We start from the raw sequence: 15,663 nt of genomic DNA on the forward strand, positions 1-15,663 counted from the left end.
AAATCCCTTTTTGGAGAATATTTGTTATATTTGGCAGACAACAAAACTAAATTTAAAACCATGAAAAATTTAAAGAGAATTTCTAAGGAGAGATTAAAAAGCATCAATGGAGGAAGAGGATGCCCTCCAGGCTTTCGTGATTGCCCTATGCCATGGGGCGATGATAAAGTATGTATACCACATGATAATCAAATGGCTTGTCCAGACTTATAAAAATGATCCCTCTATTCGAGGGATTTTTTAATAGGTAAATTTTTTTTTGAAAAAAAACTCTACAATTGTAGAATAGTTTCTATATTTGTAGTGTAACAAAAACTAATAACCATGAAAAATTTAAAGAAGATCTCAAAAGAGAAATTAAAAAGCATTAATGGAGGGATCAATGAATGCCCTAAAGGAATGAATGTTGCTTATTGCCCCGATAATCGAGTCCCACAATGCTATTTTCATCACAATACATTAGATTGTAGATCTTAAATAATGAAAAAAATCCCTCATATTGAGGGATTTTTTATGTAATTATAGTGTTGATTATAAGATTATAAAAATATTTTGTTTTAAAGTTCCTGCTCAATATCAGGTTGTTGCCATAAGTAATAGCCAACAGATTATTGATGTGAATATACTTTGTATTAAAAAAATCAAAAAACGTGAATGTAATTTTTATATTTGCACATGTTGGATTTTAAATATGAAAATATTAATAAAAGTCCAATGGAACTTTAAAAATAAAATAATCATAAACCAAGAAAAATAAGAAATGGATAAAGTTAATTTGTTAATCATTGTATCTATAATTTCTTTACTTATTTCATTGCTTCTTGCTTTATTTCTGGTTACAGTAAAAACAAGGTACAAGATCAGTAATTGTTTATTTGCAGCTTTTCTGATAGTAAATGCAATAGACATCAGTGAACCTTTGTTCAACATGATGGTTGATGGTCCCTCCAACCTGGGGATGTTTAGAGCCTCTTTTGCTTTCCTCCAAATACCGGTTTTCTACCTCTATATCATATCAGTTTGTTACTCTGATTTTAAACTTAAGCCAGTATATTTACTCCATCTACTCCCATTTATAATTGCTAATTTGGCTTTACTGCCACGTTTTTATGGCGTAGATACTGCATCGAAAATAAGTTTTATTCAGAATCGCCAAAGTATGATAGAGTTTCAATTCAATCATATTTTAATACATATTCAGATTATTATATACATTATTGCTGTATTTCGAGTGCTGAGGAAATCAAAGAAACTTTATCTTGAAAATTATGCAGGAAAAAATATTGCTTCCTATAATTGGCTATTTCAGTTTACGATTGTACTGACTGTTATATACATGGTAGCTCTTTTAAAAAATATTCTTAAATTTTCTGATTATCCGCACATTTCTGAGGGTATTAAAATTGGACTTTTAGTATCGTCTCTTTTTATTTTCTGTTGGTATCTGTTTAAAGTATTGGATAACCCTGAGCTTTTCAGAAATATAGATTCCAAACTAAAGCTTGTTTCTGAGCTTGTTTCCGAAGAAAAAAACAAAGGGCAGTCAGTAACAGATGAACGAGAATATAATGAAGATCTTTTGAAGCTAAAAAAATATATGGCGGAGAAAAAACCCTTTCTCAACTCTTCACTTACCATTCAGGATGTTTCCCGCGATATTGAAATTCCGGTTCGGGATTTGTCTCTTTTAATCAATCATCAGATAGGGCAGCATTTCTACGATTTTGTAAATACATACCGTATAGAAAATGCTAAGGATATTTTAAAAGATACTACAAAAAGCAAGGTAACTATTCTTGAAATTCTATATGAAGTGGGTTTTAATTCAAAATCTTCTTTTAATACAGCCTTTAAAAAACATACTGGCAGTACGCCAACTGATTATCGTAAAAATTTAAAAATCAGTAGTTTGTAATTATTCGTACTCTTTCTTGTAACTATTCGTACTTATTTTTTTGAACAAAAGAGATTGAATACTTTTATTCGGTCGCCTATTTCTGTTTTCTCGCACATCTTTGTATCGAAATAATTTTTTAACACAAAAAAAACGATACAATGAAAACTTCATCAAAAATTTTAGCAGCACTGTTATTCATGAGCAGCTTTTCTTTTGGGCAAAATATTACTAAAAAAATTGATTCTATCATCAGCGATAATTATAAAAAAAATCCTGAGGTAGGAATTAGTGTTGGCTTTATTAATAACAATGAAGAATATTATACGGCTTATGGCAATTTGAATGCAGAAAGTCAAGTGAAAATTGATAAAAACTCCATATTCGAAATTGCATCCATTACCAAAATTCTGACTTCTAATTTAATTGCTCAGGCAGTTTTGGAACATAAACTTAAGTTAGATGATTATATAGACGGATTTCTTCCCAAAGAATATGTATTGCAGCAAAATCTTAGAAACAAAATTAAGATTTCAGATCTGGCATCACATCAGTCTGGTTTGCCGGATATAGACTTTGCCAAATTGATAGAGTTGGACCCACAACAGCCCGTAAGCAATGTGACACAAAGTACATTAACTTCTATAATTAATAACTGCAGTGAACTGAAAGATTATGGTAAATACAGATATTCTACGATTGGATATACTTTACTGGGACAAATATTAGAGAAAGTGTATGGGAAAAGCTATGATGAAATTATCAGAGCTAAAATGATAAAACCATTGCACCTTACTCATACATTAACGACAGACTTTAATGTAAAAAACATAACGACTGCCCACAATCCAAATGGTGGTATTCAGGAGTTCTTCAAATGGAATATTACAGCATCTGCAGGATTGGTAAAATCCAATGCATCCGATATGGTTACTTTTTTAAAAGCAGTTCTGAATAAAGAAACTACAATAGGCAAGGCGGCGATCATCACAGAAAAAATTGTGTATAAAGATGAAAAAAGAGAAATGGGATTAGGATTGAATATCGTAACTGATGATAAAAACACCATTTATATGAAATCCGGAGATTCTATGGGACAGTCTTCCATCATTTGCTACAACAGGAATAAAAAATGGGGAATTATCATACTTCTTGACTATAGAAATTCAAAAATGAGACAGGATCTATTGAATAAAATTTATGATACGGTCCTGAAATAAATAAAAAATACTTAGCCAAAGAAAAAAACTTTTACCCTAAAATAATATAATACCATGAAAAATACCTTTTATTTACTACTTGCTACTCTCATCATCCTGAGTTGTCATACAAGAAATAATGCAGTAACCTCAAAAAGAGAATATAGTTTTCTTAAAGATAGTTTGCATATTGAAAAACAATTAGAAAAGAATAAGCTTCCTGGATTTAGCTTTGTTGTTTTTGAAAATTATAAGATTGTGTACTCAGATCAATGGGGCGTAAAATCAATGGGTTCTAAAGAAAATATAGATGAAAATACAGCCTTTTCCACTGCATCTATTTCAAAACCAATAACAGCACTTCTTTGTCATATCCTCGAAGAAAAAGGATTAATTAATCTGAATGAGCCAATAGATAAGTATTTAAAACGTTGGCATTTACCAAAAAGTAAGTTTACTGAAAACAATAGCCCAACCTGGAAACAGTTTTTTAATCATACGGCTGGTACAAGTCAGGGAGGTTTTGAAGACCATTACGAAGGAGAAACAATTCCAACTATAAAACAAAGCCTTCTAGGACAGATCCCAAGATATGATAAGGAAATTGAATTCCTGTTCACACCGGGAACCAACTTTGAATACAGTGGTGGCGGATATGTAATTGTGCAGATGGCATTAGAAGATACTCTGAATAAATCTATTGCAGAACTGGCACAGGAATATATTTTTTCTCCCCTTGGCATGAAGAATACTACAATGATACAGCCGAATGAAAAAGGTTTTCCATCAAATACAGCTCTGGTTCATGACAAAGACGGAAAAGTGATTAGAACAGGATTACCAATAACACCACAGGTAGGGGCTTCCGGAATGTGGTCCACACCAACTGATTTGGCTAAACTTTCTATCGAGATCCAAAATGCCTTGCGAAATAAAAACAACAAAGTGATTTCTCATAATGTAGCTAAAAAAATAACTGAAGTAACTACTTTGAAAAATGCTGTGGGCGGATGGAGCTATGGATGGCAAAAGTCTTTTGGGTATAACAATTATGATTGGTTCTCATGTAACGGGTCTAATACTGGAGTTGGAGGGAATGTTTTAGCTTCTATGACAGATGGTAATGGGATGGTATATCTTGCCAATGGTGAAAAACCAAATCGTTTTCCTGTGATGAATAATACAAGAGTAAAGGTTCTTACATTGATGAATTGGGATAAGGCAACTCAAGAAGACATTCAGCCAATACCAGCAGATTTAAAAGAAAAGCTAGTAGGGACTTATAACGACTTCTTATATGGACAAGGTATGGAAACCAAAATAGTAGAAAAGAACAATCGTCTTTATGTAGAATCTATGCTTTTGGATTTCCTTAAAGGAAAAAATGAGAATGAATTACTGTATCTGAAAAACGGAACCTTCAAAATCGTAGATTATCCAAATGTACTAAAATTTGATTTTAGCAATGGGAAGGTAAACGCTGTTGCTTTAACAAGAGGTTCTATGAAAACAGAAGTTCAAATTACAAAAAAATAAATACAGATTTCTCATGAAAAAATTACTGACCGGAATTGCACTATTCCATGCTCTCTTTGCATATTCGCAACAAGATGACAAAACAACAGCACTTTCTGATATTACAGAAAAAGTAAAGAAATACTATGTTGATAAAGATACTTATAAAAAAGTAGAATCGTTATTTCAGACTGAACTTAAAAAAGGGACATTCAATAATCTGAATAAAAAAGATTTTGCAGCACTTGTCACACAGAAGTTAAGAACAGAGATTAAAGATGAACATTTTTTCTTTAAATATCTTGACAACTATAACCCTGAAAAACTAGAGGATGAAAAAGAAAAAGAGAAATTAATAGATCTTCATAATAGTTTTGAAAATTTCGGTTTTGAAACAGTGCGTAGATTGGAAGGGAATATTGGGTATATTAATTATAAAGGCTTTGCTTCCCTTAAATCGAGTGCTAATACATTGGCAGCGGCTATGAACTTTGTTGCCAATACCAACTCCCTGATTATTGATCTTAGAGAAAATGGAGGCGGAGATAACGATACACTTATGTTATTCTGTAGTTATTTTTTTTAATAAAAAAGATTAGTAAAAAGCAAAAATAAGCAAAACGGTTAAAACCGTTTATATACAATGCTTTATAAAACAGTAGTCTTAGTTTGGAACTCGGTGTCTGATAGGTTTTGGTCTTAAAAATACAAAGATAGGTTACTAATTCATTACCGATTTATAAAGTAACCTTTCAGCATAACTGATTATATTTCAGTGTTTTGCGCTATTTTTCATATTCCCTTGTAAATCAATGTAATTTAATTTTAAACATTAAACATTTGAGTTATGGAACAGACAAAAAAATCCACGTTCAAGCTACTTTTCTACTTAAAAAAGAACGAGCCGAAAAAGAATGGTAATGCTCCTATTATGGCACGCATTACCATTGATGGGACACCTAAGACTTTGGGAACTAAGTTAGAAATCAACCTCAATAATTGGGATTTAAAGTACGGAAGAGTTGAAGGCAAGAGTGCAAAAGCACTAGGTATTAATCAAAAATTGGATAATATACGGGCACGTATCGATACCCTTTATGAAGATATGATGAAACACGAGGGTTTTGTAACGGCACAAAAGCTGAAACTTGCATTTCTAGGTGTTGGTGTAATGGAAGATTCCTTGCTGAAAGTATTTAAAAAGAATAATGATGATTTTGGAAAAATGGTAGTACAAGGAGAACGCTCCGAAAGTACCTACTATAAGTACAAAATTGTCTATAACCATGTTGCTGAATTTATTAAAAGCAGGTATCATCGTGATGACATGGCGTTCAGGGAATTGACGTGTGATTTTATCAGAGAGTTTGATTTCTTCCTTAGAATAGACAAAAAGTGCACACACAATACTGTTTGGGTATATACGATGCCACTCTATCGTGTTGCGGAAATAGCTGTCAAAAACGGTCTTATCAGGAAAAATCCTTTTGAAGATTATGAAATATCGATGAAGGAAAATGACCGTAGCTATTTACTTAAGGAAAACGTTGAATCCCTGTTATTACACAATCCTTCAAAACAAAATTATGAAATTGTAAAGGATCTTTTTGTATTCAGCTGTTTTACAGGACTATCTTATATAGATATTAAACAACTTAAAAGTACTAACATACAATCCTTTTTTGATGGTCACGATTGGATTATAAGCCGAAGACAAAAATCTGATGTTGCCTCTAATGTTAGGCTTATGGAAATACCCAAACGTATTATTGAAAAATATAAAGGTACTACCCGAAATGATTTTATTTTTCCTGTTCCAACTAATAAAATTTGTAATAGCTATATAGACAAACTTGTTCAGGAATTAGAGATTGTTACTGAACAAAAAGTTACTTTCCATACAGCAAGGCACACATTTGGAACAATGTTTTTAACAGAGGGCGTGCCTCTAGAAAGTCTTAGCAAAATGATGGGACATAAAAACATTTCAACTACACAGATTTACGCTAAAATCACAAGTCAGAAAATTAGTCAAGATATGGATTCGGTCTCACATAGGTTCAAAGCGATGGAAGATGCGTTTATACCATGACAGGTTGTCGTTATATTCTAAAAAAGCAAGACTTTTTGTTGTTTTTTAAATGGTGGTATTCTATTTGTCAGGTAATTAACTACTTAAATCAATTTATAGTATGCAAATAATTATACACACAAAAGATAATGATGCTTTATTCAAAGCTATCAATGCAAAAATTAGAAAAGGTGAGTTAAAAACCTGGGAGATTAAATTAAATAAGGATAAAGAGGTTCTTTATAATCACACTCCAGACCAATGGTCTGAGAAAGTTTTGCTACAACCTAAAGATCATACTAACGGACTTAAGATAGTTACCACCTATTGGTCTAAAAATCCAGCACCTGATGAAGCAACTAAAGGCTATATTATCGGAAGGTTTGTAGAAATCTTAATGGTTCATTTTAGAGAACATTTTTCAAAATTAGAAGTAATTTAGAAATTAACACATTTTCAAAAGCAGGATTTAAAAATCCTGCTTTTTTTATGCCCATACTTAATCCTCAAAAGCACATTTATTCCTCCAGCATCCATCCCATGCAATAAAAGAGCTTTGGTAGGATGACTTAATAAACCATACTGAAAACTATCCAATCTTATCCCTCAACAAGTATTTTCAGTACCGTTTACGTGGCTTCCAAAGCCACAATACTTTGAGATACTAAAATAAATTCTGCTAAATGTAATTGCAGGTTTTGTAATCATAAGGCCATTTCCTCAATGCCTTTTTCAAGTGCTTCCACATGATTTTTTATTCAAGAACCGATATGCTTTTTTGTTCCATTTCAAGAGCAAAGGTATTTCCGTGTTCTTAACGCAGGAACAAGGTCGTGCCTTCCTGGTTTGCAAAAAAATCTCCACCCATTCGGGTCGTATTTTCTTGACAAAACCTTGTTCCTGCTAAACACTAACCTTTTTATGCTCGTGAAACGAAACAAAGCATACTCCGGCTCTTTAGACGAATAAAAAAAATGTCATAAATGAAAAAATACAGCATTGGAAATGGCAAAAGAGTGAAACGAAACTTCAGCACCTCCTCTCATTGCCGAATAAATCAAGGGAAAAATCAGAACAAAATTAATAACGCAAAAAAGTAGAAATCATGACCATTACAGGAAGACTGACAAGAGATGCGGAAGTACGCACAACGTCACAGGACAAACAAGTAGTAAATTTTTCAGTAGCGACCAACGACAGCTACCGTAACAAACAGGGCGAACGCATAGAGCAAACAACCTATTTCGACTGCTCCTATTGGATAACCCCGAATGTAGCCAAGCTACTCACAAAAGGCACTTTGGTAGAACTATCAGGACGAGTAAGCACAAGAGCGTGGACAGGTAATGATGGAGAACCAAGAGCAGGACTGAATTTCCATACCTCACAAATCAAATTGCACGGCGGTGGCAAAAAATCGGAAACGGCACAAGCTACCACAAACACAAACAACAATAAAGCAGAGGACGACCTCCCATTTTAACAACAAGTATTCAATCATTTTTTAACATCAAATTTTTAACATTATGGCACATAATATCAATTTCAACGAGAGAACAGGACGTTATTCATTTTTCAGCGTTCAGCAAAAAGCGTGGCACAACTTGGGGCAAATCGTAGAACAGTACCCGACAAGCGAGGAAGCTATCAAACACGCAGGATTAGATTACGAAGTCGTAAAATCCCCACTATTTACCAAAGGTTCGGGCATTATCGAAACAGCTAACGGCATAGAGATAGGCAGTAGTGAATTAGAAGTTCCTAACTATTTTGCCAACATACGCACCGATAACAATGCAGTGTTGGGAGTAGTCGGTAAGGATTACCACATTGTACAAAACCGTGAAGCCTTTAATTTCTTTGATGCTATTGTAGGTGGTGGCGATGGTATTCTGTACGAAACCGCAGGAGCATTAGGCAACGGAGAACGCATATTTATCACAGCCAAATTGCCCGATTATATCCGTGTAGGCAATGGCGACGATGTAACGGAAAAGTACATTTTCCTAACCACTTCGCACGATGGTAGCGGAAGTATCACAGCCGCATTCACGCCTATCAGAATTGTTTGTCAAAATACCTTAAACGCTTCATTACGCAGTATGACTAATGTTGTCCGCATCAAACACACTTCGGGAGCAAAACAACGTGTTGAGAATGCCCATAAGATTATGGGACTTGCCAATACATTTAGCAACCAATTAGAGGGCATTTTTAATGAGTGGGCAAAAGTAAAGGTAACAGACCAAGAGGTTAAAAAGCTAATCCAATTGGCACTTTGCCCGAATAAGGAAACCTTTGATTTGCTGAAAAAAGGTGCTATGGATGAAATTTCCACCGTATTCAAAAATACCGTTGAGGACGCATTTGCATACGCAATGATAAGCGATACACAGCAAATGGACACGACAAAAGGCACTTTGTTCGGAGCATACAACGCTGTTACAGGCTACTATCAGAACGTGAGAAATTACAAGAATGACGAAGCCAAATTACAAAGCATTGTATTGGGTGGTACTGCCCAACTCAAATCACAGAAAGCATTTGACTTGTGTAACGAATTTGCTTTAGACGGTGCGGAAATCCTAAATCTTAATTAACTAACTACAGGCTACCGCTTTAATCGGTGGTAGCCTACTAAAAACAAAAGTTATGGCAAATTGGTGCAGTAATACGGTTGTATTCGAGGGGAAACCCGAAGCAATCACAGCAATACAAGAACTTTTCCAATCAATGAAGGAAAAGGAAGAAAAAACCGAAGAAGGGCAGCTACCCGAATTTATGGAAGATACCAACGGTGGGTATTTCTTCAATATCTATTGGAACGAGGGCGATGAAGGGCAATTTCAATATGAAACAAAATGGTCGCCCAATATTGAAATTATTCAAAAGATATCAGAATACTACCAAGTGGATTTTGTACAGGACTATGAAGAAATGGGAAACCTTGTTTACGGGAGAGCAACTTATCGGGATGGCATACTCAGCGATATATTTTTGGGCGGTGATGATTTTGAAACCTACGAGCAGGACGAAGAAACAGACCTCTATCACTTTGAGGGCGAAGAATACGAAAGCGATTACGAGATATTGGAAACTCTTTTGGAACGTAAAATTACAACACTATGAAAATAATTGATTTAAACGGTTTCCAAATCGAAGTAACAGACCTTGACGAAGCTATCCGAATAACAGCAGATTACAAAGAATACCACCATGAAGACAAACGTTTTTCGGAGTTCGACAAAAGGCAAAAAGCCTATTGGAGGGATATGTATGAGAAACTGACAGCAATCAAAGAACAAGTAACAACACTTTAAAATTTTAGAACGATGAACACAAATTTTTTCAATCAGATACAGCAGTTAGACTTTACAGGAGTATTGCAACTGAACATTTCAAAAGGAATAGAAAGCAACCTAATTGTAACAGTATTGCTTAACAACGAACAATGCGGAGATAGTGCCAAAAACGGTATTCCCCCATTGACATTCAACGCCACACCCCAAGAGTTTGACGAGGGATTTTTTGAGCAGATAACAACACCGATACAAAAGGTATCGGGCTTAATGGTGGATATGGAAAAATTTCAAAAGCAACTTGATGAAGCCAAAGCACAATCGGCAATCGAGAAAGCAAAAACCGAAAAAGAGAAAAAAGAAAAAGAAGCCAAAGACAAGAAGTTTAAAGATGCAATGGCAAAGGCGGACGAGTTGGAAAAAGAGGGCAAATTCCGTGAAGCGTGGATAAAAGTTCCCGATATAACGGAGTTTCCCGAAAAAGCGGACGAGATACGCAAACGCAAAATATCATTGTCCGACAAGTTTGCAACACCGAGCCTTTTCGGAGCAACGGAAGAAGCACCACATGAATCGCCAGAGGAAGCAGTTACTGCCGATTATCCTATTGATGAAGCGGACGAAGAAGAATAAAAGTGTTAACCCCAGAATCAGAAAGTTATGTTATTAGCAACGCAATTAGAGCGAGTTTTCATACTCAAAGATAAAGGACAGGACATCAGACTGACCGACCCCGAACCACGTTGGAGCGTGGAAGCCGTAATGAATTTTTACGCCAATATGTACCCGATTTTGACAACCGCAAAAGTATCAGCACCACAAATAAAAGACGATGCAGTCGAGTACAAATTTGAGAGCGTAATGGGTACGAAAGGTTAAACCAAAATTTTAAAACGATGAATTATGCAGCGCAACATCATATCGGGAGTTATCAGCATACCCGAACAGAAACGACAACAGCAGTTACACCGACAGTTGGGCGAGTTCGCCAATTGGATGCAAAGACCAAAGGACGCCAACAAAGTGCAGAAAGACAAACAGAAATCCGTACCGATAGCAATGTTGCCAATGCTATTCTAAAATGTACATTTCTGCCTAAACTGAAAACAGCACAATCCGTACAGGCTTGTCAGAAAACGGAGAGGGATTTTTACAAGTCCCTTTCCCGACTTGCCGAGCATTACAGCATTGAGCCAATGCAAACCCAAGATTTTGAGTTTCCCTACAATATAACATTGTCTATGTGGGATATGGAAACTAAATTGAAGCGTACCAATATCAATTGGGATGGTTTCAAATTGATACAGAATAGCGGTAAAACCTATTTTGTGAGTGAGGAACGATACAATACAGGTACAACTTTGTACTATATTCCCATTAAGCCACTGTTTAAAATGCTCAAAGACCCGAAGCGTAAAAAGACCGCACAACTTTTACTGTCGGTATGCAGTTATCTGTACCACATCGTCCTAATTCCCTATTACAGGCAGGAAGAAAGTTATTTGTATTGGCTTTACGAAACGATGAATGATTGGGTGGAACAGGACGAGGAAACGGCAGAAACCGAAACCAACAAACGTGAGTTGAGAAATGCCGAATACATTGGCGATAAAATAGAACAAAAGCTATTCAACCACATCAATCTAAAGGTATTTGAAAAGCGTTTGAACCGATTTAAAAGTGTTGATACGTTCGATAGCGAATGTTGGAAAATTGCTCGCAATGCGTTTGCCCTTTATACTGAATATCCAAGCGAAAATATTTTCAGAAACGCAACATTGCCCGAAAAAGACCCTTATGATAATGACGAGAATGAAATAATCGGAATGGAAAAGTACATTTCATTTATTGCAGATATCAAAGGTTGGTTATACGGAAGCCTTTCCGATACCATCAACAATGAATTTAGCGAGTACGGAGCAATGGAAGAACCAACCATTTCCAAGCGATTTGACGTAAGTGAAATACCAACAACAAATCTCGATTTTGAGAACCGCCTGTTTGCCTTATTGGATGACCTCTGCACAATATTAGACGACTATAAAACAACAGAAAAATGAACATCGTAAACGACATCACCGAAAATTTTGGCACATTGTACCATCCGAAATCTGCTTTGGTTTTTTACGAAACCATAGGCACAAATACCGATGTGTATGTGGAGTATTTTGATATGGATAGCAACGGAACGCCTATCAATGCTCACCCATTGACAGTAAAAGAAGCCAATGTATTGGCAAAGGCTCTAAAGACCGATGAAGAAAATAGCAAAGCCTTTTTAAAGCCAAAGGGAATTTTGCCGACCAACATTCTGCATATTAATCCGAGCGAAAAAGGTACAGTGCTATGGTACACCAAAACACAGCAAAGGCAGATATATTTTGTGGATAGTTTAGGTATTTCCAACGGCAAGGCACAAGTACCGCCAATGCTATGGTTTGCCAATAAAAGCAGTCTTACGGTATTTGCTTTAGCAAACGACAGAAGACCCACCGAGAAAACGCCATTGTATTATGCACCTTTCTTCAATATCTACGAAAAGGGCAATGTATGTATGGGTACTGTGAGTATTGACATTAAAAATTCGGCTTCGGTTGAGGAATTTATACAGGCGTGGGAACATTATTTTTTCAATTCTTATTTCAGTCATTCATTATGCGAAAACTTAACGAAAAAAAACATTGTAACCCTTTGGAAAGACCTTATCAGCACAGATAAACCCTTTCCGAAAGAAGTATTAAAAAAGAATAACAAAACCCTTAAAAATCTATTGTGATGAATACGACAAAAACAGCAGTTCATTTTACGGACAACTATTTACTCAATCCTACCAATCCGATTTCGGTAAACCTTATCGGAGGAGGTGGTACAGGCTCAAAAGTATTGACCGCCTTAATGGAAATAAACGAAAGTTTGATAGCATTAGGACACGCAGGGTTGCAAGTCCGCCTTTGGGATGATGATGTTATCACGAGTGCCAATTTGGGCAGACAGCGTTTTGCAGAAAGTGAAACAGGATTATACAAATCCGTTGCTTTAATCAATCGTTGCAACCGTTGGGCAGGTACAAATTGGAAAGCTAAAACAGTAAAATTTGAAAAAGATAAGTTCGGCAGATTGCCCGAAGACGCAAGGGCAATCATTACTATTACGTGCGTGGATAATGTACAGGCGAGGTTTGGCGTTGCTGAAATTCTTAAAGAAATAAGCTATCGCAGATACTATCAAGATGTGCCAAAATATTGGTTGGATTTTGGCAATAGCCAAGATACAGGACAAGTAATACTATCTACTATCGGAGAGATAAAGCAACCCAATTCAGAGAAATACCAAACAGTGGCAAGCCTGCCATTTGTTACTGATGAGTTTGGCGAATTGCTGAAGCAATCCGAACAAGAGGATAACACGCCAAGTTGCTCACTTGCCGAAGCATTGGAACACCAAGATTTGTTTATCAATTCATCATTGACCCAAATGGGTTGTTCTTTGCTATGGAACTTGTTTCGCAGGGGAATGACCGAATACAAAGGATTTTTTCACAATCTGAAAGATTTCCGCACCCACCCGATAAAAGTTGCCTAAAAGCCTAAATCGGCGGGCAAAAATGCAATTCCTCGCTTCGGTCGGAAACGCATTTTTGCGGTTTAAAGCGGATGCAACCCCTTTGTTAAAATGTACCATTTCACAATTACCTTTCCTTACATTTTACCAAACAGGTTGCGAGTTTTTGCGTGGGATATTCATTATCCCATTTGTTGTATTTAGTAACGATTTCTTTTCACATAGCCATCAAAGAAAAGATTCTGTGTTGTAAAACAATTTTTTTTAGTTTTTTTGGTGTTAAATTGTGTACAATAACTATAAATTGTACTTTTGCACCACTCAATGAAAAGAACAGTACAAATATCATCCCAAGTTACTCCGCCTTGATCTTAGGCTAACTGTTATATTTCCCAATTTTAATTTATTGGCTTCTCTGTCGTACCCGAAGGTTTTGCTTTCGTGTACAAACTTTTCTATTTACATTTTTACCACTTTAAACATAAATTTTTATGCAGAAAATTATCAATTTGTTTGATTTCAAACAGAAAATTAATTACAAAAACGAAATTCTTGCGGGTCTTGCGGTGGCTATGACCATGATACCTGAGTCTTTATCCTTTGCTATTCTGGCAGGGCTTTCGCCTTTGACAGGGCTTTATGCAGCTTTTTTAATGGGTATTGTTACTGCAATTTTGGGAGGCAGACCCGGAATGGTTTCTGGGGGAGCCGGAGCAACGGTAGTAGTACTTATCGCATTGGCAGCATCACACGGTGTGGAATATCTATTTGCTGCGGTTATATTAGCAGGTGTACTGCAATTTTCAGTAGGAATTTTTAAACTGGGTAAATTTGTCCGCCTGATCCCACAACCAGTAATGTATGGTTTTTTAAACGGTCTTGCAGTAATCATTTTCATGGCACAGGTAGCTCAATTTAAAGTTGTAGAAAACGGGATAGAAGGTTGGATGCAGGGGCCGGCGCTTTATCTAATGGCTGGACTGACATTACTAACTATAGCCATCGTATTTATATTGCCAAAATTTACAAAGGCAGTTCCTGCATCTTTAGTAGCAATAATAGTTGTCTTTGGTATTGTATATTTTTTCGGCATCGATACTAAAAAAGTAATTGATATCGCCTCTGTAGGAGGTTCTTTACCTTCATTTCATATCCCTGCTATTCCTTTTAGTCTGGAAACATTGGAAATTATTTTCCCTTATGCCTTGGTAATGGCAGGGGTTGGATTGATTGAAAGTCTGTTAACGCTTAATATGGTTGATGAAATAACCAGCACAAAAGGACAATCTAACCGTGAGACTGCGGCGCAAGGTATAGCCAATATCACCAACGGTTTCTTCGGCGGAATGGGTGGATGTGCAATGGTTGCCCAAACTTTAGTGAATATCGGAGCTGGAGGAAGAGCCAGACTTTCTGCAATAGTTGCAGCTATAGCAATTTTATTAATCATTCTGGTTGCAGGTCCTGTAATCGAGCAAATTCCAATGGCGGCATTAGTCGGGGTGATGATGATGGTAGCTATAGGCACATTTGAGTGGGTCAGCTTTCGAATTATTAATAAAATGCCTCGTCACGATATTTTTATTGGTATGTTGGTAGCAGTTATAACCATAGTATTGCACAACTTAGCTTTAGCGGTTTTGATTGGTGTAGTCATTTCGGCTCTAGTATTTGCCTGGGAGAGTGCTAAAAGAATACGTGCAAGAAAATATGTAGATGAAGATGGTGTAAAGCATTACGAAATTTTTGGGCCGCTCTTCTTTGGTTCTACTGCCGCATTTATTGAAAAATTTGACTTACTAAATGACCCGAATGAAGTTGTAATTGATTTTAAGGAAAGTAAAGTAGTTGATATGTCTGCTATTGAAGCTTTAAATAAAATTACGGAGAAGTATCACAAGGAAGGTAAAAAACTACATTTACGTCATTTAAGCCAAGATTGCAGGCAATTACTTAAAAATGCAGAAACAGTTATTGATGTGAATATTATTGAAGATCCTACCTACAAAGTAATGACTAATAAATAGCATCGGAATACCCAAGTTTAATATTACAACTACAGCAATAATTTTTTTTAAAATTATTGCTGTTTAAATTTATTATCGTAATATTGCGATATATTTA

18 protein-coding genes are annotated in these 15,663 nt (G+C 35.8%); all 18 read left to right on the forward strand.

Features of this window, described 5'->3' with window-relative positions:
* Positions 1-60: 60 nt before the first annotated feature.
* The gene (locus BW983_RS24620) at positions 61-213 is read left to right on the forward strand and encodes a bacteriocin-like protein (RefSeq protein WP_449391807.1); all 153 of its coding nucleotides are present in this window, start codon (positions 61-63) and stop codon (positions 211-213) included.
* A gap of 111 nt (positions 214-324) precedes the next feature.
* Positions 325-477, forward strand: a complete 153-nt coding sequence (locus BW983_RS24625; RefSeq protein ID WP_449391809.1) for a bacteriocin-like protein — start codon at positions 325-327, stop codon at positions 475-477.
* A gap of 682 nt (positions 478-1,159) precedes the next feature.
* Complete coding sequence (locus BW983_RS18945; protein ID WP_228409038.1) at positions 1,160-1,915, forward strand: helix-turn-helix domain-containing protein; 756 nt, start codon at positions 1,160-1,162, stop codon at positions 1,913-1,915.
* 140 nt (positions 1,916-2,055) lie between these two features.
* On the forward strand, positions 2,056-3,114 hold the full coding sequence (locus BW983_RS18950; RefSeq protein ID WP_076553431.1) for a serine hydrolase domain-containing protein: 1,059 nt from the start codon (positions 2,056-2,058) through the stop codon (positions 3,112-3,114).
* 54 nt (positions 3,115-3,168) lie between these two features.
* Positions 3,169-4,629 carry a serine hydrolase domain-containing protein gene (locus BW983_RS18955; protein WP_076553432.1) on the forward strand — a complete coding sequence of 487 codons (1,461 nt, stop codon included), beginning with the start codon at positions 3,169-3,171 and terminating at the stop codon, positions 4,627-4,629.
* Between the two features lie 13 nt (positions 4,630-4,642).
* Positions 4,643-5,194, forward strand: a complete 552-nt coding sequence (locus BW983_RS18960; RefSeq protein ID WP_076553433.1) for a S41 family peptidase — start codon at positions 4,643-4,645, stop codon at positions 5,192-5,194.
* Positions 5,195-5,455: 261 nt separating this feature from the next.
* Positions 5,456-6,700, forward strand: a complete 1,245-nt coding sequence (locus BW983_RS18965; RefSeq protein ID WP_055133657.1) for a site-specific integrase — start codon at positions 5,456-5,458, stop codon at positions 6,698-6,700.
* Between the two features lie 100 nt (positions 6,701-6,800).
* Positions 6,801-7,121, forward strand: coding sequence for a hypothetical protein (locus tag BW983_RS18970; protein WP_055133656.1), 321 nt, complete (start codon positions 6,801-6,803; stop codon positions 7,119-7,121).
* Positions 7,122-7,784: 663 nt separating this feature from the next.
* Positions 7,785-8,162 carry a single-stranded DNA-binding protein gene (locus BW983_RS18975; RefSeq protein ID WP_055133655.1) on the forward strand — a complete coding sequence of 126 codons (378 nt, stop codon included), beginning with the start codon at positions 7,785-7,787 and terminating at the stop codon, positions 8,160-8,162.
* A 43-nt stretch (positions 8,163-8,205) separates the two neighbouring features.
* A complete protein-coding gene (locus BW983_RS18980; RefSeq protein WP_055133654.1) occupies positions 8,206-9,279 on the forward strand; it encodes a DUF932 domain-containing protein in 1,074 nt (357 codons plus the stop codon).
* Positions 9,280-9,331: 52 nt separating this feature from the next.
* The gene (locus tag BW983_RS18985; protein WP_055133653.1) at positions 9,332-9,808 is read left to right on the forward strand and encodes a DUF1281 family ferredoxin-like fold protein; all 477 of its coding nucleotides are present in this window, start codon (positions 9,332-9,334) and stop codon (positions 9,806-9,808) included.
* Positions 9,805-9,999 (forward strand): hypothetical protein, encoded by a 195-nt coding sequence (locus tag BW983_RS18990; protein WP_055133652.1) that lies wholly within the window; start codon positions 9,805-9,807, stop codon positions 9,997-9,999. Before BW983_RS18985 ends, BW983_RS18990 begins: the two co-directional genes overlap by 4 nt.
* 12 nt (positions 10,000-10,011) lie before the next feature.
* A complete protein-coding gene (locus BW983_RS18995) occupies positions 10,012-10,611 on the forward strand; it encodes a PRTRC system protein E (protein ID WP_055133651.1) in 600 nt (199 codons plus the stop codon).
* Positions 10,612-10,638: 27 nt separating this feature from the next.
* Positions 10,639-10,857, forward strand: a complete 219-nt coding sequence (locus BW983_RS19000; RefSeq protein WP_037438461.1) for a PRTRC system protein C — start codon at positions 10,639-10,641, stop codon at positions 10,855-10,857.
* A 17-nt stretch (positions 10,858-10,874) separates the two neighbouring features.
* Positions 10,875-12,038: a hypothetical protein gene (locus BW983_RS19005; RefSeq protein ID WP_076553434.1), complete on the forward strand. Its 1,164-nt coding sequence runs from the start codon at positions 10,875-10,877 to the stop codon at positions 12,036-12,038.
* A complete protein-coding gene (locus tag BW983_RS19010; RefSeq protein ID WP_055133649.1) occupies positions 12,035-12,754 on the forward strand; it encodes a PRTRC system protein B in 720 nt (239 codons plus the stop codon). Before BW983_RS19005 ends, BW983_RS19010 begins: the two co-directional genes overlap by 4 nt.
* A complete protein-coding gene (locus BW983_RS19015; protein WP_055133648.1) occupies positions 12,754-13,560 on the forward strand; it encodes a PRTRC system ThiF family protein in 807 nt (268 codons plus the stop codon). Before BW983_RS19010 ends, BW983_RS19015 begins: the two co-directional genes overlap by 1 nt.
* A gap of 470 nt (positions 13,561-14,030) precedes the next feature.
* Positions 14,031-15,566, forward strand: coding sequence for a SulP family inorganic anion transporter (locus BW983_RS19020; protein WP_034727262.1), 1,536 nt, complete (start codon positions 14,031-14,033; stop codon positions 15,564-15,566).
* The last annotated feature ends 97 nt before the right edge of the window (positions 15,567-15,663 follow it).

Source organism: Chryseobacterium ureilyticum, assembly GCF_900156735.1.
Taxonomy (GTDB): domain Bacteria; phylum Bacteroidota; class Bacteroidia; order Flavobacteriales; family Weeksellaceae; genus Chryseobacterium; species Chryseobacterium ureilyticum.